Source organism: Glaesserella sp., from assembly GCF_041814905.1.
Taxonomy (GTDB): domain Bacteria; phylum Pseudomonadota; class Gammaproteobacteria; order Enterobacterales; family Pasteurellaceae; genus Glaesserella.
Genome location: NZ_JBGXYA010000021.1, coordinates 25,548 through 50,471, shown reverse-complemented (window position 1 = coordinate 50,471; position 24,924 = coordinate 25,548). Strand labels below are relative to the sequence as shown.

Annotated in this window: 25 protein-coding genes; 5 read left to right on the top strand and 20 right to left on the bottom strand. The window is 38.8% G+C overall.

Features of this window, described 5'->3' with window-relative positions; genetic code table 11:
- Positions 1-4: 4 nt before the first annotated feature.
- Complete coding sequence (locus tag ACEYJ7_RS03285; RefSeq protein WP_373777594.1) at positions 5-1,210, top strand: ROK family protein; 1,206 nt, start codon at positions 5-7, stop codon at positions 1,208-1,210.
- 182 nt (positions 1,211-1,392) lie between these two features.
- Complete coding sequence (gene bioD, locus ACEYJ7_RS03280) at positions 1,393-2,112, top strand: dethiobiotin synthase (RefSeq protein ID WP_373777593.1); 720 nt, start codon at positions 1,393-1,395, stop codon at positions 2,110-2,112.
- 127 nt (positions 2,113-2,239) lie between these two features.
- Here bioD and yciH read toward each other — a convergent pair whose 3' ends face one another.
- The 20 genes from yciH to pepP all read right to left on the bottom strand — a co-directional run bounded on the left by yciH (position 2,240) and on the right by pepP (position 21,682).
- A complete protein-coding gene (gene yciH, locus ACEYJ7_RS03275; protein WP_373777592.1) occupies positions 2,240-2,551 on the bottom strand; it encodes a stress response translation initiation inhibitor YciH in 312 nt (103 codons plus the stop codon).
- A gap of 31 nt (positions 2,552-2,582) precedes the next feature.
- A complete protein-coding gene (gene pyrF, locus ACEYJ7_RS03270) occupies positions 2,583-3,275 on the bottom strand; it encodes an orotidine-5'-phosphate decarboxylase (protein WP_373777591.1) in 693 nt (230 codons plus the stop codon).
- 22 nt (positions 3,276-3,297) lie between these two features.
- Entirely contained in the window at positions 3,298-4,491 is a 1,194-nt protein-coding gene (gene lapB / locus ACEYJ7_RS03265) for a lipopolysaccharide assembly protein LapB (RefSeq protein ID WP_373777590.1), read from the bottom strand.
- Positions 4,491-4,775 (bottom strand): LapA family protein, encoded by a 285-nt coding sequence (locus tag ACEYJ7_RS03260; protein ID WP_373777589.1) that lies wholly within the window; start codon positions 4,773-4,775, stop codon positions 4,491-4,493. The genes lapB and ACEYJ7_RS03260 overlap by 1 nt, the downstream gene beginning before the upstream one ends.
- Before the next feature lie 66 nt (positions 4,776-4,841).
- The gene (locus ACEYJ7_RS03255; protein WP_373777588.1) at positions 4,842-5,123 is read right to left on the bottom strand and encodes an integration host factor subunit beta; all 282 of its coding nucleotides are present in this window, start codon (positions 5,121-5,123) and stop codon (positions 4,842-4,844) included.
- Positions 5,124-5,190: 67 nt separating this feature from the next.
- Positions 5,191-6,858, bottom strand: coding sequence for a 30S ribosomal protein S1 (rpsA, locus tag ACEYJ7_RS03250; RefSeq protein ID WP_373777587.1), 1,668 nt, complete (start codon positions 6,856-6,858; stop codon positions 5,191-5,193).
- Between the two features lie 95 nt (positions 6,859-6,953).
- The gene (gene cmk / locus ACEYJ7_RS03245; RefSeq protein WP_373777586.1) at positions 6,954-7,622 is read right to left on the bottom strand and encodes a (d)CMP kinase; all 669 of its coding nucleotides are present in this window, start codon (positions 7,620-7,622) and stop codon (positions 6,954-6,956) included.
- Between the two features lie 12 nt (positions 7,623-7,634).
- A complete protein-coding gene (gene degS, locus ACEYJ7_RS03240; RefSeq protein WP_373777585.1) occupies positions 7,635-8,681 on the bottom strand; it encodes an outer membrane-stress sensor serine endopeptidase DegS in 1,047 nt (348 codons plus the stop codon).
- A 74-nt stretch (positions 8,682-8,755) separates the two neighbouring features.
- Positions 8,756-9,643 (bottom strand): UTP--glucose-1-phosphate uridylyltransferase GalU, encoded by an 888-nt coding sequence (gene galU, locus ACEYJ7_RS03235; protein WP_373777584.1) that lies wholly within the window; start codon positions 9,641-9,643, stop codon positions 8,756-8,758.
- An 82-nt stretch (positions 9,644-9,725) separates the two neighbouring features.
- On the bottom strand, positions 9,726-11,090 hold the full coding sequence (locus tag ACEYJ7_RS03230; protein ID WP_373777583.1) for a phosphomannomutase CpsG: 1,365 nt from the start codon (positions 11,088-11,090) through the stop codon (positions 9,726-9,728).
- Positions 11,091-11,136: 46 nt separating this feature from the next.
- On the bottom strand, positions 11,137-11,325 hold the full coding sequence (csrA, locus tag ACEYJ7_RS03225; RefSeq protein WP_373777582.1) for a carbon storage regulator CsrA: 189 nt from the start codon (positions 11,323-11,325) through the stop codon (positions 11,137-11,139).
- 72 nt (positions 11,326-11,397) lie between these two features.
- Positions 11,398-14,022 (bottom strand): alanine--tRNA ligase, encoded by a 2,625-nt coding sequence (gene alaS, locus ACEYJ7_RS03220; protein ID WP_373777581.1) that lies wholly within the window; start codon positions 14,020-14,022, stop codon positions 11,398-11,400.
- A gap of 205 nt (positions 14,023-14,227) precedes the next feature.
- Positions 14,228-14,653 carry a universal stress protein UspA gene (uspA, locus tag ACEYJ7_RS03215; RefSeq protein ID WP_373777580.1) on the bottom strand — a complete coding sequence of 142 codons (426 nt, stop codon included), beginning with the start codon at positions 14,651-14,653 and terminating at the stop codon, positions 14,228-14,230.
- A gap of 152 nt (positions 14,654-14,805) precedes the next feature.
- Complete coding sequence (gene aroA / locus ACEYJ7_RS03210) at positions 14,806-16,101, bottom strand: 3-phosphoshikimate 1-carboxyvinyltransferase (protein ID WP_373777579.1); 1,296 nt, start codon at positions 16,099-16,101, stop codon at positions 14,806-14,808.
- 46 nt (positions 16,102-16,147) lie between these two features.
- Positions 16,148-17,245, bottom strand: a complete 1,098-nt coding sequence (hisC, locus tag ACEYJ7_RS03205; protein WP_373777578.1) for a histidinol-phosphate transaminase — start codon at positions 17,243-17,245, stop codon at positions 16,148-16,150.
- A 16-nt stretch (positions 17,246-17,261) separates the two neighbouring features.
- Positions 17,262-18,482, bottom strand: coding sequence for a DUF711 family protein (locus ACEYJ7_RS03200; protein WP_373777577.1), 1,221 nt, complete (start codon positions 18,480-18,482; stop codon positions 17,262-17,264).
- On the bottom strand, positions 18,479-19,561 hold the full coding sequence (gene serC / locus ACEYJ7_RS03195) for a 3-phosphoserine/phosphohydroxythreonine transaminase (protein WP_373777576.1): 1,083 nt from the start codon (positions 19,559-19,561) through the stop codon (positions 18,479-18,481). The genes ACEYJ7_RS03200 and serC overlap by 4 nt, the downstream gene beginning before the upstream one ends.
- A gap of 73 nt (positions 19,562-19,634) precedes the next feature.
- The gene (locus ACEYJ7_RS03190) at positions 19,635-20,036 is read right to left on the bottom strand and encodes a type II toxin-antitoxin system VapC family toxin (protein ID WP_373777575.1); all 402 of its coding nucleotides are present in this window, start codon (positions 20,034-20,036) and stop codon (positions 19,635-19,637) included.
- The gene (locus ACEYJ7_RS03185; RefSeq protein ID WP_373777574.1) at positions 20,033-20,296 is read right to left on the bottom strand and encodes a type II toxin-antitoxin system Phd/YefM family antitoxin; all 264 of its coding nucleotides are present in this window, start codon (positions 20,294-20,296) and stop codon (positions 20,033-20,035) included. The genes ACEYJ7_RS03190 and ACEYJ7_RS03185 overlap by 4 nt, the downstream gene beginning before the upstream one ends.
- 63 nt (positions 20,297-20,359) lie before the next feature.
- Positions 20,360-21,682, bottom strand: coding sequence for a Xaa-Pro aminopeptidase (gene pepP / locus ACEYJ7_RS03180; protein ID WP_373777573.1), 1,323 nt, complete (start codon positions 21,680-21,682; stop codon positions 20,360-20,362).
- A gap of 143 nt (positions 21,683-21,825) precedes the next feature.
- On the opposite strand from pepP, the gene mazG reads away from it, so the two are divergent.
- The 3 genes from mazG to cpxA all read left to right on the top strand — a co-directional run bounded on the left by mazG (position 21,826) and on the right by cpxA (position 24,887).
- Positions 21,826-22,611 (top strand): nucleoside triphosphate pyrophosphohydrolase, encoded by a 786-nt coding sequence (gene mazG / locus ACEYJ7_RS03175; protein WP_373777572.1) that lies wholly within the window; start codon positions 21,826-21,828, stop codon positions 22,609-22,611.
- A gap of 101 nt (positions 22,612-22,712) precedes the next feature.
- Positions 22,713-23,429 (top strand): response regulator, encoded by a 717-nt coding sequence (locus ACEYJ7_RS03170; protein WP_373777571.1) that lies wholly within the window; start codon positions 22,713-22,715, stop codon positions 23,427-23,429.
- Positions 23,430-23,495: 66 nt separating this feature from the next.
- Positions 23,496-24,887, top strand: a complete 1,392-nt coding sequence (gene cpxA / locus ACEYJ7_RS03165) for an envelope stress sensor histidine kinase CpxA (RefSeq protein WP_373777570.1) — start codon at positions 23,496-23,498, stop codon at positions 24,885-24,887.
- Positions 24,888-24,924: the final 37 nt, after the last annotated feature.

Below are 24,924 nucleotides of genomic sequence, written 5' to 3'. Positions count from 1 at the left end.
ATGTATGAAAATAACTTCTTCTGACTATAAGTATCAGCATCTAGGTACTGTTTACCGTTTAGTTGAGCAGTTTGAGCTAATTTCTCGTACAGATTTGGCCAAATTGTCGGGGTTCGCTCCTGCCTCTATGACGGTGTTGACCAAAGCTCTGATTGATAATAAATTTATTTTAGAAAGAACATCGCAAAACTTACTTTCCCGCGGACGACCTGCCGTCGGGCTCGCGGTTTCTCCTTTTTATTGGCATTTTCTTTGTTTAACGATCTCACCGACTAAATTAGCGATTTCATTATGCGAGTTAAACGGTAAACCGATTCATCAATTAGATTATACCTTCACTCCGGAAGAATATCCGTCTTTAGCCGATTATATTCTAAATAGCCTGCAAAATTTTGCACGTCACTATCCTTTTGATGATGAAAAATTACTCGCGATATCAATTAGTGTTATCGGGAAAATTGACACCACAAAACATATCATTACTCAATTAAGCCATTATCCTTTGGATTGCCCATTAGTCAAAACGCTTCAAACTGAATTTTCTCAGCCGATTTTGATGAACGAACATTTCCAACTATGGTTTTTAGCGGAATCAACGTTAGGTAGTTTAATTAGCCATGATAATGTTATTTTTTTGCAACTGGACGATACGGTAAATCTAAGCGTGTTACTAAAAGGTGCCCTACTTCACCATGACGAGCATAAACGGATGAATGTTGATAAAATGATTATGCCTAAATTTAGTCCGTTGAGCGATGAAATAGCACCGCATTTAAATGAACTTGAACGTTATCAATTAGCGAATCAGATAACCTTTTCATCATTAAACAGACTCATTGATCAATATTTACCGAATGAATTTGAACGTTCTCAAGAAAAAATAATGTGGTTCTGTGAGTCCGTAGAACAACACAATCCTAAGGCGCTTATGATTTTAGAACACCTTGCGGATAACTTAGCTTATATGTTGATGAATTTGATCAACATTTTCTCTACCGAAAAAATTATGCTGAACTCGCCACTACTACGAATTAAGCAAGTGCTGTTCGATAAAATTCATGCAAAATTATCTCAAAATCTCCTGCTGCCTGATCTCAATGTAGATATTGTGACAAGTCAATATGACTGGGATAGCCCATTTATTCCATCGGTTGCGATTAAGCTGAGTATCTATGAAGGAAATTTGATTAAAAACATCATTGAATTATAAGCTGAAGAGCCTATTGATAACCATGAGGCTCTTTTTATACCTATCATTTTCATGCCTATCATGACAATTATGTTGTAAATTCTTCCTATTTATTGGTTTTTTTTGATTAAGAACAGGTTTCTATTATAACTTTTTAATTAAACTAAAGCCCATTTAGTAACTTTTAGGAATTGGAATTAATTATGTCATGTCTATTTATTGCAGGAACCGATACGGATGTCGGGAAAACGATAGTTACCAGAGCGTTGCTGCAATTGCTTTCTCAATATGGCATTCCTGTTATCGGATATAAACCCATTGCTTGTGGCGGTGATGACTCCCTACCAACAGAGCCAAATCAGGATGATTATGCTTGTGAAGATAACAGTGATGTATTAATTATTCAAAACAGTTGCCCTACCCCTGTAAAATATCGCGAAATTAATAGTTATTCATTTATTCATTCCAGCACACCGATTTTTGCCGCTTTAGATGCGGTATGCCATATTTCTGTAAATAAACTCAATAAAGATTTGGTACGCTTAAGAAATACTTATAGCAATGTGGTTGTCGAAGGAACGAATGGTTGGTTAACACCGATTAATAAAGATCTGAGTTTTGCCGATTGGGTAAGAAAAAACCGTATGCCGGTAGTATTGGTTGTTGGAATTAAGGAAGGTTGCGTTAACCATGCTCTTTTAACCGCAAATGCTATTCAACAAGAAGGGGTTGAATTGGTTGGATGGGTTGCCAATCGAGTAAATCCCGGATTACGCCATTACGCAGGACTCATTGAATTGCTTTCTCAGAAAATTAATGCTCCGCTTTTAGGACAAATTCCTTATATCGGTCATCCGGATAAAAAAGAATTATCGCAGTATATTCAAAATCCTGAGCCCTTATTAAGCTATTTTCGGAAATAAAAAAGGGCATTTCACTACCCTATAAATCATGATGAACCAATAATTGGCTGCAATTTGAGTTGTGTTAATCATAAAAATCTGCACCGAAAACAGGTTAGGAAAATAAACCTTATTTCAGTGCAGATTATCAGCCGCCGGAAAGTTTAACCTGAAATCCTTTCTGCTCTAGCATCTGTTTAAGTTGATCTCGGTTATCGCCTTGAATTTCAATCGCACCGTCTTTCACCGAGCCTCCACAGCCACTTTTACGTTTTAATTCGGAAGCTAAAGACATTAGTGCTTTATCATCAAGTTCAAGCCCTGTAATGACACAAACTCCTTTGCCTTTACGCCCGCTTGTTTGCCATTGAATTCGTACAATGCCATCTCCCTTCGGTCGCTCTACTTTCGGTTTTTCTTGTGTGATGCGCCCGATTTCTGTGGAATAAACTAAGCTCATTTGCAAATTTCTCTTAAAAACAGACCGCTTGTTAAACGATAGACTGATTAATAGATTTTAATACAGCCAACGGATCTTGAGCTTGAGTAATCGGACGACCGATTACAAGATAATCCGAACCGGTTTCAATTGCTTGTTTCGGTGTCATTACACGACGTTGGTCACCAACATCACTGCCTTCAGGACGAATTCCCGGTGTGATTAATTTGAAATCTTTACCACAATGAGTACGTAACACTTCAACTTCTTGAGGAGAACAAACTACACCATCCAAACCTGCACGTTGACATAAGTGCGCAAGGCGAATAACTTGTTCCATTGGCGATGCATTAATGCCAATTTGGAGTAAATCCAAATCTTCCATGCTGGTCAATACCGTTACCCCAATTAATAGCGGCGCATCTTTACCGTAAGGTTCGAGTATCTGTTTGGCCGTTTCCATCATACGTAGACCGCCGGAGGCATGTAAATCTACCATCCATACACCTAAATCCGCGGCAGAACGAACTGCACGAGCTACCGTATTTGGAATATCGTGATATTTTAGATCTAAAAAAACATCAAATTGACGATCTTGAAGCTGTTTCACAAAATGAGTCCCCAAAGTGGTAAACATTTCTTTTCCCACCTTTAAACGACAAAGTGAAGGATCAACCTGATCAACAAAACTTAATGCTTCGTTCTCTGTTTCATAATCGAGGGCAACAATAATTTTATTATCCATATCTGGATCTCCTTAAATATTTTTAAATGACTTCCACAATACTTTGCATAGGTTTAACACTTTCCCATTTTCGGCAAGACGGACAATACCATGTTAAACGATAACTTTGATAACCACAATTTAAACAACGGTAATGGAAGCCTTTTTGAATACGATCTCCTACCATTTTATGCAGCAAAATTAAACTTTCTTTTCCTCTTCCCTCTTCTGCTTCATTGACTTGGTAATGAATAAAGCGATGAAACGTAATTAAATTCGGAAATTGCTTTAATTGCTGGTACAGTTTTGATTGCGCAGACTCAATTCCGTCTTTTTGTTCAATTAATTCCGCCAATGCCAAATCTACACTACTATTGTGCTTGGTTTGAGTCGCTTTTATTAAAAACAATTCAAAATCAGCTAGCTGATTTTGGGCTATATAACATTGTTTGATTTTATTTAATACTTCACTGATATAGCTGGGATCTTGCTCCAAAATATATTCATAATGCGTTAATGCCTGAGAATATTGCTCTTTTTCCAAATGGTAGTCACCTAATAAAATAGAGGCTCTTACACAATCGCCGGAATATTCAAGTGCTTTATTTATTGATTGGATAAACGCTTTTTCATCCTCTGCTTTCAATGATTGTGCCAACTCACAGTAGTAATGTGATAATGGTGTTTTATCGGTATCTGGTGCAATTTTTAAGAGTTTTTCCGCAACATTAATCGCTTTTTTCCATTCTTTGGTCTTTTGATAAATTACCGTTAACTGCATGAGTGAATTCACTGCAAATTCCGGCTCATCCAGTAAGACGATATAGTAATTTTCTGCTCGATCATAAAAACCGGCTGCCATAAAATCTTTAGCCAACTGTTGTTTAGCGAGTAATTTTTGTTCAAAAGAATAATCAGGACTATTTTCTATTGCCTGATGAATACGTAAAGCTCGGTCTACTTCTCCACGAGAACGAAATAAATTACCAAGAGTAAGCTCGGCTTCAAACTGCGATTCAGTGGTAATTTGATTTTCGGTTTCTTGCTTTTGTAGCATTGAAAGGAAAAGGTCAACGGCCTTTTCCTGCTGATTAGATAAAAGAAAATTTAAACCCGTTACATAGTCACGAGAAAATTTATTATTGACTGTTTCTTGATCCTTCTTTGCGCTACGCTGCCCCATGTACCAGCCATATAATGCTGCTATAGGTAACAAAAGGAACAACAATTCAAGCATTATTCAGCCTTAGGGAGAGTCAATTCATCAATTTGTTGTGCTTGGCGTTTTACTCGACGGTTTAAAGCAATATTTTGTACTTTAATTTTAAGGTAGAAGAAACCTGTGATTAACCAACCAAGGATTAAGCCAAAACCAAATAAAATAGCAACTAAAGTTGATAAGCGTAGTTCGCTCTTGGCAATAATATAATTAAATGTAATAAGTTGATCGTTATTAGCACCAACAGTAATTGCAACAATAATAACCGCAAGCGTGATAACGATTCCAAAGATATATTTCATGAAGTGTCTCCGTTATTACATTATTAGATAACTTAAAATGATGTATATCATTTTGTGGTAATAAAATTAGATAAGATCAACGCGCTCTTTAAGCTCTTTACCCGCTTTAAAGTGAGGTACGTATTTAGCGCCTAATTTAACGCTTTCTCCCGTTTTAGGATTGCGTCCAACACGTGGTTGTCGATAGTGAAGAGAAAAGCTTCCAAATCCTCTTACTTCAATACGTTCACCATTTTCAAGGGAACGCATAACTTGTTCCAAGATTTCTTTTACACATTCATCTACGGATTTGATTTGCAATGAAGGATTTTTCGCTACTAAATTTTCAATTAATTCCGATTTAGTCATAATTTTCTCCTTAAGTTATGAGATAAGCGGATATACATAAATAAAGTATATCCGCTTTGAGAGCTAATTACTCACCTTTTGCTGCTTTGAAAGCCTCTGCGAATGCATTTGGAATAGCTTCTTCTTGCTTATTCACTTGTGCAATTGCCGCAGACTCTTCAGCTTCGTCTTTAGCACGAACTGAAAGATTCACAATACGAGCTTTACGATCAACACCAGTGTATTTCGCCTCGATTGAATCACCTACACTGATAACAGTAGTGATATCGTCTACGCGATCACGTGTTGCTTCTGCTGCACGGATATAACCTTCAACTCCGTCTTCTAATTCGACTTTAACACCTTTAGCATCAACTTCAACTACTTTACCTGTTACAACCGCACCTTTTTTGGTAGCGTCAACGAAGTTAGTGAATGGGTCTGATTCTAATTGTTTGATACCTAAAGAGATACGCTCTTTCACTGCATCAACTTGTAACACAACAGCTTCAACTTCATCACCTTTCTTGTAGTTACGAACAGCATCTTCACCAGATACATTCCAAGAAATATCCGATAAGTGAACTAAACCGTCAATCCCACCTTCTAAACCGATAAAGATACCAAAATCAGTGATTGATTTGATTTTACCTTTCACTTTATCGTTTTTGTTATGTGTTTCTGCGAAATGTTCCCAAGGATTAGCTTTGCATTGTTTTAAGCCTAAAGAGATACGACGACGTTCTTCGTCAACTTCAAGAACCATCACTTCAACTACATCACCTACGTTAACCACTTTAGATGGGTGGATATTTTTATTTGTCCAGTCCATTTCTGAAACATGAACTAAACCTTCAACACCGTCTAAAATTTCAACGAAACAGCCGTAGTCGGTTAAGTTAGTTACTTTACCTGTTAACTTGCTGTTTACCGGGTGATTTTGAGCGATTGCAGCCCAAGGATCTTGACCTAATTGTTTTAAACCTAAAGATACGCGAGTGCGATCTTTGTCGAATTTCAATACTTTAACGGTAACTTCATCACCTACATTCACTACTTCACTTGGATGCTTAACGCGTTTCCAAGCCATATCGGTAATATGAAGTAAACCGTCAACGCCACCTAAGTCTACGAATGCACCGTAGTCGGTTAAGTTTTTAACAGTACCTTTAACTTCTGAGCCTTCAACTAAATTCGCTAATACTTCTTCGCGGTCTTGGCTGCTTTCAGATTCAATTACTGCACGACGTGATACAACAACATTGTTACGTTTTTGGTCAAGTTTGATAACTTTAAATTCTAATTCTTTACCTTCAAGGTTTAAAGAATCGCGAACCGGACGAGTATCAACTAATGAACCCGGTAAAAATGCACGAACACCGTTTAACTCAACAGTGAAGCCACCTTTCACTTTACCGTTCACTAAACCAATAACAGTTGCTTGTTCTTCGAATGCTTTTTCTAACGCAGCCCAAGACTCGTTACGTTTAGCTTTTTCACGAGAAAGTTTAGTCTCACCGAAACCGTCTTCAACAGCATCAAGCGCTACATCAACAACATCACCAACTTGAACTTCTAATTCACCTTGTGTGTTGTAGAACTCTTCCGCAGGAATTGCTGATTCTGATTTTAAACCAGCATCTACGAATACTAGGCCTTTTTGGATTTTAACCACAGTACCTTTAACAATTGAACCTAAACGGGTTTCTTGACCTTTTAGTGATTCTTCAAATAGTTGAGCAAAAGATTCAGTCATAATTAATCTTCTTAAATAAAATAGAACGTCCATTTAGCATCCATCTAAATGGGGTTGATAATAAAAACCTAATAATCCTTTATTAAGTATACGAACTAAAGATATTGATGAATATGTACTAACGCTTGTTTAATTACCTCATCAATAGACAAATGCGTTGAATCCAAGACCAACGCATCTTTAGCCGGGATTAGAGGCGCAACAGTGCGATTTCTATCACGAAAATCACGCTCTCTTATCTCGGCTAAAATCTCACCAAAATTAGCATTAAATCCCTTTTCTTGCAACTGTTTTACACGTCTTTTTGCACGTTCCTCAGCACTTGCGTCTAAAAAAAATTTAATTTTTGCATTAGGGAATACTATTGTTCCCATATCTCTCCCATCGGCAATCAATCCTTTTTCAGTACTGAAATCCCGTTGGCGTTGTAATAAAGCTTCTCGTACTTTTGGATAAATTGCAATTTTTGAGGCGTTTTGACCCGCTTGTGCAGTACGAATTTGGTCGCCGACGTTCTCACCATTTAAAATTACACTCATTTCACCGTTTTGTAGCACAAATTTTACGTCTAAATTGCGACCTAATTCGGCCAGTTTTTCTTCATTTTCAAAACTGATATTTTGTTTCAACGCGGCTAATGCCAAAATACGATAAATTGCTCCAGAATCTAAAAAATCAAAACCTAATGTGTCCGCTAATGCCTGACATAGTGTACCTTTACCGACCCCACTCGGACCATCTACAGTAATTACAATTTTATTCATACGTTACCCATATTACATTTCCGGAAATTCACCAATCACAACTTGAAATTCAAGTAATTTTCCTTGACGAGAAACCAACACATTAACACGTGTATTCGGTTTCATGTCTGCAATCATCTCCATCATTTGTGATGGTGTTTCCGCATCGATATTATTAATAGTCAGAATTAAATCTCCGGTTTCAATACCTGCTGCTTCTGCCGGACCGTTTTCAGCAACACCTGTAATAAGTACACCTTTTTCACCTACACCTAACTGTTTAGCCGAATAGAATAATGAACTGTTTACACCAAAGTAACCGCGAATCACACGACCATCTTTAATGATCTTATCCATAACTTTATTTGCCAAACTGATTGGAATTGCAAAATTGAGCCCTTCAGCTAAATCATCACTATTTTTTCCTAAGCTTAAAGTATTAATCCCGATCAATTCTCCCGCAGAATTAACCAACGCCCCCCCGGAATTCCCTTTATTGATAGAAGCATCCGTTTGGATGAAATTTTGGCGCCCCATTTCAGACAAGGCATTTCTACCGGTTGCACTGATGATACCTTGGGTAATACTTTGTCCTAAATTCAATGGGTTACCGATAGCTAAAACAACGTCACCGATTTGAGCGACTCGTTTTTCATTTTGAGGAATTGTAGGTAAATTTTCTGACTGAATTTTTAAAACAGCTAAATCAGTCAGCGTATCAGAACCAATTAAAACTGCACTGTAGATCGTGCCTGATTGTAAAGCCACAATAATTTGATCCGCATTTTGAATAACATGCTTATTGGTTAAGATATAGCCTGATGAGGTCATGATCACCCCGGAACCTAAATTATTAACCTGTAACTCTGTACCGTTTTGGGGTGTTGTAGAATCAAAAGCCTGGTTATATACATTAACAACTGCCGGGGAAGCTATTTTTACTGCCGAATGATAGCTTATAATTTCATTGTTAGGTAATAAGGTACTCTTACCTTGTTTATTAACCAAAGGTGCGACATAAAGAATTAATCCTGCACAAAACAGACCGAATCCAACCGCTTGTACTATTTTTTTTATCATAATTTAATCAAACCTCTAGCCCTAGAGAGTAAAAAGACGCATTAGCGTCTTTTTACCTTTTTACTTTGTAGAGATTATAAAGATTTTACTAAATCTTTTAAATAATCTTTAAATTTACTGCCGCATTTATCATGATTTAAACTGTATTCTACAAATGCTTCCATATAGCCGAGTTTATCGCCGCAGTCAAACGATTTCCCTGTCATATGAAATGCCTCAACATCTTGCTCTTCAATTAACATATCAATCGCATCGGTTAATTGAATTTCATCTCCTACGCCAACCGGAGTTCTTTCTAATAAATCCCAAATCTCGGCTGAAAACACATAACGACCTACAACGGAAAAATTAGACGGAGCGTCTTCTACTTTCGGTTTTTCAACAATATTCACAATTTTTGCTGTGCCTGCAGGTGGTAGTTCTACGCCTTGGCAATCCACAATACCATAGTTACTCACATCTTCAATTGGAACTGGAGCAACCATAATTTGGCTGTTTCCGGTTTCTTTAAAACGTTTGATCATTGCAGAAAGATTCTCTTTCTTCTGATTCGCAGTGAAATCCGCCAATAAAACATCCGGTAAAACGACCGCAAACGGCTCATTACCAACCAATGCTCTGCCACATAAAACTGCATGACCTAAACCTTTTGCTTGACCTTGGCGAACATGCATAATAGTGACATCTTTTGGCACAATAGAACGCACTTCATCTAACAATTGACGTTTTACGCGTTTTTCAAGCATGGTTTCAAGTTCAAAAGAGGTGTCAAAGTGGTTTTCGATCGCATTTTTCGATGAATGTGTAACAAGTACGATTTCTTTAATCCCTGCCGCAACACATTCATTCACGATATATTGAATTAATGGTTTATCGGCGATAGTTAACATTTCTTTCGGAATAGCTTTGGTCGCCGGCAACATACGAGTACCCAGACCTGCAACAGGAATGATTACCTTCATTTTGAGTCCTTACATTAAAAAGAATAAAAGGAAACCGCCCACCTTATCAGCAAGCGGTCTGTTTATATAAAAATTTTGCAAATTATTGACGAAGTAACGCTAAAACTTCATCTGTTTTTTCTTGCATTAACTGCTTATCACCTTTTGTTTCAAGGTTTAAGCGAACAACCGGTTCCGTATTAGAACTTCTTAAATTGAACCGCCAATTTTCAAATTCAATACTGATACCGTCAAGTGTTTCTACTGATTTAGCTGAACCTTTATAAGTATTCAACACACGCTCAATAGATACTTTAGCATCGGCCAATTTGCTGTTAATTTCACCCGGTGACGGGAATTTATTTATGCGAGAACCCACTAATTCGCTCAATGTTTTACCTGTAGTGCAGAGTAACTCTAAGGTTAATAACCAAGGAATCATACCACTGTCACAGTAGAAGAAATCACGGAAGTAGTGGTGTGCACTCATTTCTCCGCCGTAAATGGCATCCACTTCACGCATTTTTTCTTTAATAAATGAGTGACCGGACTTAGACATCACAGCTTCGCCGCCTGCTTCTGCAACTAATTCTTCCGTATTCCAGATTAAACGAGGATCATAAATTACTTTTGCTCCTCGATTTTTCTGTAAAAACGCCTGTGATAGTAAACCAACAACATAGTAACCTTCGATAAATCCTGCTTTCTCATCAAATAAGAAACAACGGTCGAAGTCACCGTCAAAGGCAATTCCCATATCGGCTTTATTTGCTAATACCGCATTGATTGAGTCTTGGCGGTTTTCATGCAAAATCGGGTTTGGGATGCCATTAGGGAAATTACCATCCGGATTATTATGTACTTTGACAAATTTGACCGGTACATTATGTGCTTTAAATTGAGCTTCAATAGCATCAATCACCTTACCTGCCGCACCGTTACCTGAATTGATAACTAACGTTTTCGGTGTTAATTTATTAAGATCAATATAAGACAATAAGTGTTCAACATATTCACCTAACACACTTTTTTGTGTATAAGTGCCACGTTTAGTAACCGGCGGAAAGTCGTTTTCTTCCGCTAGCCGTTGAATATCAGCTAAGCCGGTATCTGCACTAATAGGGCGAGAACCTGCGCGAACTAACTTCATGCCGTTATAGTCCATTGGATTATGGCTTGCTGTAACCTCGATCCCACCATCTGTGTTCAAGAATGAAGTAGCAAAATACACTTCTTCTGTTCCCGTTTGGCCAAGATCAATCACATCGACGCCGGAATCTAATAAACCGTTCGTAACAGCACTTTTAAGTTCGTTACTTGTCAAACGGACATCACCACCGACAACAATATTTTTAGGTTTTAAGAATTGCCCGAAAGCACGACCAATGCGATATGCAATATCAACATTAAGTTCTGTTCCTAATTGACCACGAATATCGTAAGCTTTGAAACAAGTTAATTTACCCATAGTAGTTTCCTTATGTTGTTGAGTTTAAAATCTTGCAGATCCTCAATTATTCTTCTTGTTTTGCATCCTCTGCTAAAGCTTTGATTCGCTGATATATTTCTTCACGATGAACGGAAATCTCTTTCGGTGCTTTTACACCCAATTTGACCTGACTACCTCTAATACTTAGTACGGTAATCTCCACTTCATCTCCAATTAATAAGCTTTCCCCGATTTTTCGAGTTAGAATAAGCATCACTGTCTCCTTTAATTTTAATATTTATGTTTTTATAAGAATAAGCTGAAATCGTTTCAGCCTATTTAATTATTAAAGTTTTGCTTGAATCCATTCTATTGCAACATGAAGAGCTTGACTAATGTTTTGAGGTTGATTTCCCCCTGCCATTGCCATATCCGCTCTTCCGCCACCTTTGCCGCCAACTTGCTGAGCCATTAAGCCAACAAGTTCCCCGGCATTAAGCTTCGTGCTTAAATCTTTCGTCACTCCAACAACTAAATTCACTTTGTCATCTGATTGCGTTGCAAAAGCAATAACCGCCGAACCTAATTGATTTTTTAAATCATCAACCATTGTTCTCAGTGCTTTAACATCAATATTATCTAAACGCTGAACAACAACATTTACTCCATTTATTTGTTGTGCTTGTTTAGCTAATTCACCACCGGTTTGAGTTGCAAATTTATCTTTAAATTGCTGCAATTCTTTTTCCGCTTTTTTAGCTTTATCTTGCAAATGTTGAATTTTTTCAACCAAATTATGACTATCCGTTTTTAATAATTCCGAACATTGTTGCAAAATTTGTTGCTGTTGGTGTAAATGTGAGATTGCTGTTTCCCCTGTTACTGCTTCGACACGACGAATTCCCGCTGCAACAGCACCTTCAGAAATAAATTTAAACAGCCCAATCTCACCTGTCTTTTTAACATGTGTTCCGCCACAAAGTTCAATGGAAAAATCATCCATTCCAACAACTCGTACCTGATCACCATATTTTTCACCGAATAAAGCCATTGCCCCTTTTCGTTTTGCTGACTCAATATCCATAACTTCGGTGGTAACTGTAATATTTTCGCGAATTTTACGGTTAATAATACGCTCTATTTTGTCTAAATCTGCTTTAGAAATAGCTTCCGGTTGAGAAAAGTCAAAACGTAATGAATTTTCTGAAACCAGAGAACCTTTTTGTGCAACATGTTCACCTAGAATTTGACGAAGTGCCGAATGTAATAAGTGAGTTGCACTATGATTTAAGGTAATAGCGTGACGACGTGTCGTATCAACTTCAGTTTTGACTTTATCACCTATCGATAATAAACCAGATACAAGCTGTCCGATATGACCGAATACTTGACCATACTTTTGGGTATCCTGAACTTTAAAATTGCAAATTTCTGATGAAATTAGACCGCTATCACCAATTTGACCACCTGATTCTCCGTAAAATACCGTACGATCTAAAACAACTACTGCATTTTCGCCTGACTGAATTGAATCGACCGATTTCCCGTTACTGAATAATGCGACAACAGTTGCATCAATATCGGTTGATTCATATCCCTTAAATTCTGTTGAATCATCTACCTTAATGACATTATTGTAATCAGTACCAAAATTGCTACTTGCCTGTGCTCGAGCGCGTTGTGCCTGCATTTCACGCTCAAAACCGTCCGCATCAACAGTTATACCACGCTCACGACAAACATCTGCAGTCAAATCAAATGGGAATCCATAAGTGTCGTAAAGTTTAAATACAATTTCTCCGGAAAGAAGATTATCTTCAACTTTGGATAAAGCATCCTCTAATAAAGTAAGACCACGTTCCAAAGTACGGGCGAATTGTTCTTCTTCTGCTTTTAATGTTTTTTCGATATGGACTTGTTTTTGAGTAATAATTTCACCTGCTTGTCCCATTGCTTGTGCAAGAGTTGGAACAAGTTTGTAGAAAAATGCAGATTTTGCACCAAGAATATTACCATGTCGTACGGCTCTACGAATAATACGACGTAATACATATCCGCGCCCCTCATTGGAGGGTATAACACCGTCTGCAATTAAATACGAGCATGCACGAATATGGTCTGCAATAACCCGTAATGATTTATTATCTAAGTCAGCCACATTTAAAAGAGTAGCGACTTCTTTAATCAATGTTTGAAAAATATCAATTTCATAGTTAGAGTTAACATGCTGCATGACTGCAGTCATACGCTCTAATCCCATTCCGGTATCTACTGACGGTTTCGGCAATTTTTCCATCGTTCCGTCTGCTTGACGGTTGAATTGCATAAAAACAATATTCCAAACCTCAATATAGCGATCACCGTCTTCTTCTGCAGATCCAGGTAGACCGCCCCAATGTTGTTCACCATGATCATAAAAAATTTCGGTACATGGACCACAAGGCCCCGTATCACCCATTGCCCAAAAGTTATCTGATGCATAAGGTGCCCCCTTATTATCACCGATACGAATAATATGATCTGTCGGAACACCAATTTCTTTGTTCCAAATCTCATAAGCTTCGTCATCGGTTTCATATACCGTTACATATAATTTCTCTTTCGGTAAACCTAACCATTGTGGTGAAGTTAAAAACTCCCAACCAAATTTGATTGCATCTTGTTTGAAATAATCACCAAAACTGAAATTACCCATCATTTCAAAAAAGGTATGATGACGAGCAGTATAGCCTACATTTTCTAAATCATTATGTTTTCCGCCCGCACGAACACAGCGTTGTGCTGTTGCTGCCCGAACATAAGGACGCTTTTCTAAGCCTAAAAATACATCTTTAAATTGATTCATCCCTGCATTAGTGAATAACAATGTCGGATCATTTTCCGGCACTAATGAGCTACTTGGGACAATCGTATGCCCTTTTGAATGAAAAAAATCCAAAAAGGATTGTCTAATTTGTGAAGTTGTTTTCATTGAACATTACTCTAATAAACAAAAAAATTGAGTTAACATCTTTCTTTGTGGTTAACCTTACTATTCTACACATTTTTTTATGTTTATTGCTATGTAATCAAAGAAGAAACAAAAAATTTATTAAAAAAACAAACCGCCTGCACAAATTATAAGTTGCGTAAGCGGTTTTTAGTCTGAAATATCCCTATTTCCGTACATATTTTATTTACTCATCGACTAGAGGTACAACTAACATATCCACAGAAACATTATTCATAACTTGACGAGTAGAAGACATGAATTTACTCCAGAAATCTTGGTGATGACCAGTAATCAGTAGATCGACTTGATATTTTTCAACAGCTTCTTCAAGCACCTGACTAAAGTCACCACTACCATTAAGACGTTCGGTCACCGGGTAATTTACTTTTCCGGCTAATTCATCAAGGGCTTTAACCGTTTCTGCTGATACAGAATCTTGTACAGAAGACATATTAATATCAATTAATCCGGTATAAAGGTCTGAAAAATTCACATCAACATGAATTACTGATAATTTTGCATTGCATTTTTCCGCAAGACTTGCGCCTTTACGGAGTAACACCAGACTTTCTTCAGAAAGGTCAACTGCAACCAGAATGTGTTTGTACATAATAAGCTCCTTGTTGTGTTGTTTCCCACATTTCGGACTACATACTACCACAGTCCATTTATCGAAAATTTGAAGTAGCTCTCAAATTTGAAAATATTTTCTCAAAAAATAAAAAAACCTTCATTACTGTACAAACGAAGGTTTCTTTATATTTATCTTACACTTATCTTATCAAATTCGATAAAAAATGTTGGGAAGGTTTTTGCCGTACATTTAGGATCTTGAATCGTTACCGGAGTATTAGATAATGCAACTAACGCAAAGCACATTGCCATTCGGTGATCGTTGTAGGTCGCAATTTCAGCGTGTTGGAATTGGTCTAATGCAAGCGGTTGGATTCGGATAAAATCTTCCCCTTCTTCCACCTCAGCACCGACTTTGCGTAACTCGGTTGCCATCGCTGTTAAACGGTCAGTTTCTTTGACTCGCCAGTTGTAGATATTGCGAATAACGGTTTCACCTTCGGCAAAAAGTGCCGTGGTGGCAATGGTCATGGCTGCGTCTGGAATATGGTTCATATCCATATCAATGCCTTTAAGTTCCCCCTGCTCCGCTTGGATAAAATCATCACCCCAAGTAATTTTTGCGCCCATTTTTTCTAGTACGTCAGCAAACAAGCGGTCACCTTGGATCGAATTTTTACCAATGCCTGTGACTTTGACTTTCCCCTTGATCGCCCCTGCGGCTAAGAAATAAGAGGCTGAAGAGGCATCACCTTCTACCAAATATTTTTGTGGCGACACATAGCATTGATGGCCTTTAACAAAGAAGGTTTGATAATTTGAGTGAGACACTGTCACGCCAAAGTCTTTCATCATCGCAAGCGTGATGTCGATATAAGGTTTAGATACCAATTCACCGATAATCTCAATTTCCATATCCTCTGAGGCTAAAGGTGCAGACATCAATAATGCGGTGAGAAACTGAGAAGAAATCGAACCGTCAATTTGAATTTTTCCCCCTTGAATCCCTGTATTGCGAATGGCAATCGGCGGATAGCCTTCATTTTCAAGATATTGAACCGAAGCCCCCGCTTGACGTAACGCATCAACCAGATGCTTAATCGGACGCTCTTTCATGCGTGGCTCCCCCGTTAAAATCACTTCCGCATCTTGTTTGCCTTTTAGGCAAAGTGCTGCTGTGAGTGGGCGCATTGCCGTCCCCGCATTACCTAAAAAGAGCGACAAGCCGTTTTGCCACTGAAACGCACCGCCAACGCCTTCCACGATACAAACGGTTTTATCTTCTGAAAGTTGGTAATTTACGCCTAATGCTTTTAACGCATTGAGCATATGACGAATATCGTCGCTATCAAGCAAGTTAGTCACTTGGGTTGTGCCTTGTGCGAGAGCTGCTAATAATAAAGCACGATTTGATAGGCTTTTTGAGCCGGGTAAATTGATTTCACCTTCGACACGGGCGATAGGTTGTAGTGTGAGTTTTTCCATGTTGTGTCCGAAAATTTGCAAAATTTTTCTTAAAAATGACCGCTTGTTATAGCCCAAAGACCTTAGAAAAAGCAGTAAAAAATTTATTATTCTCTTCAGGCAACCCAATGCTGATTCGCAAATGATTCGGCATTCCGTAACCTGTAATTGGGCGAACGATTACTCCCTCATGTAGCAAGGCTTGGTAAATCGGTTGGGCTGGTTGTTTTAAATCCACCGTAATAAAATTGCCTTTAGAACGAATATAGCCCAACTGATTTGCTTTGAAAAAATCTTCATAACGTTGCATTTCATTGCGGTTATTTTCAGCGACTTTCTCAATAAAAGCATCATCTTGCATTACTGCAATGGCAGCGGCTAATGCAAGACTATTGCAGTTAAACGGCTGACGCACACGGTTGAGCAAATCGGCGATTTCAGGATGCGATACCGCATAGCCAATTCGTAAACCTGCCAAACCGTAAGCTTTAGAAAGCGAGCGAGAGACAATCAAATTCGGGTATTTTTGCACTAATGCAAAGGAATTTAACCGCTCTTTTGGATCGGTAAATTCCGTATAAGCCTCGTCTAATACCACAATCACATTGCTTGGTACTTTGGCAAGAAAGGCATCAACTTCCCTTTCAGATAAAAAATTGCCCGTCGGGTTATTCGGGTTTGCGATATAAATCAGCTTGGTTTTGTCATTAATCGCTTGTTCAAACGCCGCTAAATCGTGTCCCCAATCTTTCGCTGGAATTTCACGTGCTACCGCATTGATCGCTTTGGTGACAAGCGGATAGACAATAAACGCATATTGCGAATAGATAATCTCATCTTTTTCACTGGCAAACGTATGGGCAAACAGCTCAAGCAGATCATTTGAACCATTTCCTAGCGTAATTTGATTAGGCTGTACCCCAAACTTTTTCGCAATGGTCGCTTTCAGCTCAAAACCATTCGCATCAGGATAGCGAGTTAAATCATTTAACTGCTTTAAAATCGCTTGTTTCGCACTTTCAGGAAAACCAAAGGGGTTTTCATTTGACGCAAGTTTGACAATGTTTGAAATCCCCAATTCACGTTCAAGCTCTTCAATCGGTTTGCCTGCTTGATACGGGGCTAACGTTTTAACGCCTTCGTTGGCGATGTTGATAAATTGCATAATTTTCCTATTTTCGTTATATCACAGCTAAAATTCGGCTATTACAGAGATCATCACTTTCAAAGTAAGTCATTTCACCTGCTTCACGGTTTGGCACAGGGAAAAGTCTTACGGTTAACGGTTTATTTAAGCGGAACGCCATGGTGCCAGAATCTCTCATCAACGCAGCAATTTGTTCCGCCGTTACATTACCCGGAATAGGCACCGTATCTAATCCAATTCCACATACAGCACTGTTGGTTAATAACGCACGAACATCGTATTGATATGATTCCGAGCCTTTAGCAAGCCCCAAATCTTCCACGACGGCTAGCATCAGACCCGAAAAGCCAACAAGCGGTACATTTTGAATGGATTTAAACACACGAGTAAGTAATGCCGACACTTCCACTGTTCCTGCAGCACCAAAGAAGGGTACCCCCATTACTTCATAGAGTTCAGTTATTGATGCACAATTTTTAGACGGCGCTGCCGAGCTATCAATGCCTGCAAATTGAAAATTACCTGTTAATTGAATACCATTCACCGCCGCCAAAACTTCATCAACATGGTATTGCAAGGCTTGTGACATTGCGTGATAACACGTATTGAAATATGAATTATGATCTGATTTAGGTACATTTTTTAACACTTTGACCAATAAATCAGGTGTTTCAAACCCAATCACAAAACTATTCGGCACATCACTGAGATGATAACCTGCGGGGAAATAAGGGATAAACGGCTTACAATTAAAATTAACGGTAAAGTTAAAATTGCCTTCACCCCGAGGAGTAATTTCTGCAATACGTTTGACTGTCGCAGCAGACTGCATAATGAGCGTATTATCCAAAATACCATTTTTATCTAATTCCACATTGACGCACGCATTGCATAGATCCCCATAATCGGCGATCAATTCAGGCAACATCGAAATTTCTTGAGCTGTTTTCGCCTCCCCGATCGCAAAGCGAATACGTAGTCCGCTGTCGTTAAGTTCAAGAAGTAGAGATTTTAAATACGCAAGCCCTGCTTTCGCTTGTTCAATGGAAGTTAAATCCAGATATTCACCAAAAGGATTAGTCACAATACGTATTGATTGTACTTTATAGCCTTTACCTTGAATTGCAGGTACAAGTAGATCAAATTCTTGTTTGGCAAGTTTTAGTCTGTCTGCCCAAGTTTGCTGATCGGTATTTAACGAAAGAAATAGAGTTATCGCTCTTATTCGACAAAGAGATTTGCTTTGATAACTCATTTATTCTCCGCCTCAAACTTCTGCATAAACGCAACCAACGCTTGCACGCCTTCAATCGGCATGGCGTTATAGATTGATGCACGCATTCCGCCTAGTACTTTATGTCCTTTTAGGGCTTGTAAACCGCAAGCGGTCGCTTCTGCGACAAATTTTGCATTTAATTCATCGTTGCCTGTGGTGAAAGTTACGTTCATTAAAGAGCGGTTGTTTTTTGCTACGGTATTGCGATAGAAAGCACTTTGGTCAAGGTAGTTGTAAAGCAACTCGGCTTTGGCTTGGTTGCGTTTTTCCATTGCGGATAGTCCGCCCAATTCAAGTAGATGTTTAAAGACCAATGAACAGAGATACCACGCAAAGGTTGGTGGTGTGTTGATCATCGAGTCGTTGTTAGCTTGAGTTTCGTAGTTCCAAATCGACGGGGTGTCTTTGCGTGCTTTGCCGATTAAATCCTCACGCACAATCACAATGGTAATCCCTGCTGGACCTAAGTTCTTTTGCGCCCCTGCGTAAATAATACCGAATTTGCTGATATCGATTTCACGAGAAAGAATGTTAGACGACATATCTGCCACAAGCACCGCATTGCCGACCTTTGGCAAATCGAAAATTTCCACACCGCTAATGGTTTCATTTGGGCAGTAGTGAATATAGTCGTACTGATCGGCAATGTTGCTAAAATCAAGGTTGCCGACTTTCAGTTCATCGCCTTGTTCTAAAATGTTGATCTCATCAATTTCGCAGAAATTGCGTGCTTCTTTTGCCGCCGTTGCCGACCAGTGTCCGCTGGTGAGATAGAGTGCTTTGCCTTTTTCGCCAATCAAATTCATCGGGATCGCCGCAAACTGCCCTCTCGCTCCGCCTTGTAAAAAGAGAATTTTGTAGTTACTTGGTATATAGTATAGCTCACGAAAATCTTTTTCGCACTCAGCGATCATCTCCATAAACAATTTACCACGGTGGCTCACTTCCATTACCGATGTGTGCTGATTTTGCCAGTTAAGCAATTCTGCTTGTGCTTTTTCTAAAACGGCTGTTGGCATCATTGCCGGTCCTGCACTGAAATTATAAACTTGTGTCATTGTGTTTGCCTCTTATAAAAAATAATGTGGTATCGCATTCTAACGAAAATGCAAGGTGTGTCAAAATCTATTCCTAGCTTGCCCGAACATCTATAAGATAAGGTTTTTGATATTTTAAAATCATCGTATCTGCCGTCATAAAAAACAGATTTTCGATTTCGGCTTGAGCCATAAGTAAGCGATCAAAGAGATCTCGGTGAATAAGCGGCAGTTGTGCTTGTTTTAAGATGTGTAGCACATCAATCGCAACGGCTCGACACCCTATCTCAATTAAACCTTGTTCTAAAGCTTCCACATCAATCTCAAAATCAGGTTTACCTAGGCTAGATTTGATCGCGATTTCCCATAAACTAGCCAAACTAAAGTAAAGTTCGTTATGGGGATCGTCCAATAAATCGATAGCTTGGGGAGATAAATAGGCTTTTTTATCCCACGCAAGCCAAAGTAGAACATGGCTATCCAATAGCAGTTTCATTCGCTTTTTCCTTCAAACATCACCACAATTTCATCTTGATACAAGCGATCAAAATCTTCAGGAATTTGAATAGGTTGCTTTTTCATAAAGCCAAAACGACTGCCTTGTTGTACATTATCTAACGGCACAATTTTAACCTGTGGTTTGCCCGATTTCGCAATCACAATCGGCTTACCAAAACGTTTTACTTCTTCTACAATCCGTGAAAAATTGGTTTTTGCCTCGTGAATATTCACACTTTCTAAAGGTTGATTTGGCATAACCACCTCCTAAACTTAGTCCGATAAGTTAGTCTAGTCTTTTTTGATAGGTTATTCAAGGTATCAAACATGATTAGCCATCATCGCCTCAATCTCATCAATCTCTTTCGGCACACCCGAAGTCAAGTTTTTATTGCCATATTCGGTTATCAATAGATTATCTTCAATGCGAATACCGATCCCTTTGTATTGCTCTGGCACGTCAGCCTCTTTCGGAATATATAAACCCGGTTCGACGGTTAGTGCCATACCGATTTCCAACGGACGATCACGCTCATTGCCGTAGTTACCTACATCATGAACATCTAAGCCGAGCCAATGCCCTAAGCCGTGCATATAGAATGGTTTATAGGCTTTGTTTTCAATCAGTTCATCAACATTGCCTTTAAGAATACCTAAACGCACCAACCCCTCCGTCATAATACGGACGGCTTTATCATTCGCCAATTTGATAGAGCTTTGTGGCACAAGCAATTTGGTTGCTTCTTTCAGAGCTTTCAGCACAATTTCATACACATCTCGTTGTGCAGGTGAAAATTTGCCGTTAATTGGAATAGTTCGAGTAATATCGCCTGCGTACATCGCAAATTCTGCCCCAGAGTCAATCAGTAGTAAATCGCCGTCTTTCAACACTTGGTCGTTTTCGTTGTAGTGCAAAATACAGGCGTTATCGCCACTGGCAACAATTTGATTGTAAGACGCAAAACGTGAACCAAAGCGGGAAAATTCGTACTGAATTTCCCCCTCAATTTCCATCTCGTAACGGTTCGGTCGAGTTTGTTTCATCGCTCGAATATGCCCAAAAGCAGAAATCTGACACGCCTGTTGCAACAAGGCGATTTCTGCTTCGGATTTGAATAGACGCATTTCTGACAACATTGGCTGCCAATCAATAAGTATCGTCGGTGGTTGCTGACGATTTGCTTTAACGGCATCAAATGCACTAAATACAATGTCATCACCCCATGCCTGTATGCCTCGGGCGTAGTAACAAGCGGTCAGATTTTCTATTTTTTTTGCAAAAACGGAACGAATATCTTCAATATCGTAAGCTTCATTAACGTTTAATGTTTGCGGTGCAAGTTCAATCCCCAAACGGCGACCGTTCCACGTTTCCATCAACGGATCTTTTTTCCGCAAAAAAATCAAGCTCTCACACTGCCCTGCTTTTTTAATGAGGACCAACGCCGATTTCGGCTCTGCAAAGCCCGTGAGATACCAAAAGTAGCTATCAGGACGAAACAGATAATCACAGTCGTTGTTACGGCGTTTTTCCGTTTCAGTAAACACGATCAGTGCTGAGTTATCTTGCATTTGCTCAAACAGACGTTGGCGACGAGTAGTAAATTCCGCGTGAGGTAGTTTTTGAAGGTAGGTGAGATCCATTGATATTTCCTTTTTCATTGATATTTCTGGGAATTTTACCATGATTTATGTAACTCACTAAATAAACAGATAAATTTAATAGACATTACCTAGTTGGTTAGGTCACAATGTTTAAATGGGTATATTCAGTAGTGAGGGAAAAAATGACTCTGATTGAACAGCTGTTAGAAGTTGTTAAGCAATTACGTGATCCTAAAACAGGTTGTCCTTGGGATATTCAGCAAACCTTTGACTCTATGGTGCCTTGTCTGCTCGAAGAAACTTATGAAACGGCAGAGGCAATTCATACGAACGATCGGGCTTCTCTCCGCGAAGAACTAGGGGATTTATTACTCCAAGTGGTATTTCTAAGCCAATTGGCAAAAGAAGAAGGATCTTTTACTTTTGAAGATGTAGTGACGGATCTTCATAACAAATTAATTTATCGACATCCTCATGTTTTTGGTAATACGACCGCCAATAATGCCGATGACGCATTGAAAAATTGGGATGCCCGTAAAGCGGAAGAAAAAAAACAAAAAACACAACATGACTCTATCTTAGATGACCTTCCGTTTGCTCTTCCTGCACTCACTCGAGCCAATAAACTGCAAAAACGTTGTGCTAAAGTCGGATTTGATTGGGATGATCCTCATCAAGTATTTTTAAAAGTTGAAGAGGAATTACAAGAGGTTCAAGATGAAATAAAACGTGTTCCGCAAGTGCAAGAAAAATTAGCTGAAGAACTGGGAGACCTTTTATTTGCAACGGTTAATCTATGTCGCCACCATAACGTAGATGCCGAAACCAGCTTGCGCCATGCCAATGTCAAATTTGAAAACCGTTTTAAGAAAATGGAGAAATTATTGAAAGTTCAGGGAAAATCTCCGAACGATTGTTCACTTAATGAATTAGATTTTCTGTGGAATGAAATAAAAACTATGGAATAAATTGACAAAATTCTGTAAAGTAACGGCATTTACTTTTTGTGTAAAGAAACACAATAAAGTAATATCTTAAATACTCATAAATAAAACAGGAATATAGTGCTATGCCGAAAATCTTACTTGTTGACGATGATGTAGATTTAACAGAACTTCTCGCTGAACTTCTTTCTCTCGAGGGATTTGATGTTCACACCGTACATAACGGGCAAGAAGCACTTGATGAACTTGAACTACAAAGTTATGAATTAGTTTTATTGGATGTGATGATGCCGGTGTTAAACGGTATCGAAACCCTGAAACAAATTCGCCAAAAATACGTTACCCCCGTATTAATGTTAAGTGCAAGAGATGATGAAATCGACCGTGTACTTGGATTAGAACTGGGGGCAGATGATTACCTCCCGAAACCTTTTAACGACCGTGAACTCGTTGCTCGAATTAAAGCGATTTTACGTCGTACCAGTGTGGTCAAAACTGCCGGTGACAGCCCGTTAGAACACAGTGAAGATGACCGTAAACTCCTCCAATTCGGTGGTGTAGAGTTACATCCGGGACGTCAACAAGCCATGTTTGAAGGTCGTGATCTTGACCTAACCGGTACTGAATTTGCTCTATTGCAAATTTTAATGCGTAACCCGGGACAAATTCTTTCCCGCGAATTGTTAAGCCTCGAGATTCTCGGAAAACGTTTAACACCTTATGATCGTGCTATCGATATGCACATTTCTAATTTACGCAAAAAACTTCCTGAACGTAATGATGATTTACCATGGTTTAAAACATTACGCGGGCGTGGTTATCTACTCGTTACTGAAAAATAATAACCTTTATAAAGTCCCCCACTTTTTGTTGGGGGATTTTTTCGTAAACCATTCACACTTTGATTTATGTTTGATTTCATCAATAAAATTAAAACGTTACATAATTATTTAGCGTATCAAATCTTTGCGTCATTTATCACGACAATCGCGATTATTCTCGCTGTAGCATTAGCCTTACCTAATTTTGATGCTCGGGCATTTAATCCGATAGAAGATTCTGCACGCGCTTTTTTCCAAAACGAAAGTCATTACACTCAAGAAGAGTATAATTTGGATGAAATTTTTGGGAGAGGTTTAACCGTTTCTACCACAAACGGTTACGATGTTATCTTGTTGGAAAGAACTACAAATCGTCTTGTAGGCATTGACGATAACAAACGTAGTGCATTACAAGCATTCATATTTCGTGCCAATAACCATTATGCGCCGTTACAACGTCGTTTTGGAACACTTGAGGTATATGGACCTTTTTTGGTTAAATCGAATACCCGTAGTTACTTCCAATACTTTATTAAAGAAGTGAATCCGCAAAAAGAATTCATTAACTACTTGTTTGACTCGCCTTGGATGATGTTACTTATTCTTTTGGCTGTCAGTACCCCGCTGTTATTATGGCTTTCTTACCGAATTGCCAAACCGGTGAAAGCATTGCGTCTCACGGCAAATTCAGTCGCAACCGGTAACTTGAGCATTAATCCCAAACTTGAAACGGAAGGAATTAATGAACTGCGCGAAGTAGGCAAAAGTTTTAACCAAATGATTACGGCGCTACAACGTTTAACCACTTATCAGCAGCGTTTGTTATCTGATGTATCTCATGAATTAAAAACACCCTTAACACGTATGCAACTTGCATTATCGTTACTTAAACGTCGATATGGCGAAACCAGTGAAGTTAGCCGTATTGAGGGTGAAATCCAAAAACTGGATATGATGATTCATGACTTGCTTGCGCTATCGCGTAAACAAGCAAACCATCATATGAAACGTGAAATTTTCCCGATTAATAAAATTTGGGAAGATGTATTGACTGATGCAAAATTTGAGTTGGAAGAAAGCGGCTTTCATTTATTCGTGAGTCAAAGGGTCAACTCACCGGAAACGCATTTCATAAACGGCAACGTTATGTTACTTTCCAGCGCGGTAGAAAACGTCCTGCGTAATGCTAAAAAATATGCGAAACAGAATGTGAGGATCATGACCTACATTGAAAAAAATAATCTCTTTATTTTGATCGATGACGATGGCGAAGGAATTCCGGATAACCAATACGATGAAATATTCCGTCCATTCTATCGCGTCGCCGAAGATAGAGCGAGGCAAACCGGCGGAACGGGATTGGGATTATCGATAGTAGCCAATGCCGTTCAACAACACCAAGGTTCGGTTTCTGCAGAAAAAAGCCCAATCGGTGGGTTGCGGGTCAAAATCCAGTTACCTTTATGGGTTGAATCCTAGAATACAAGCGGTCGTTTTCAGCACTTATTTTGCAAAA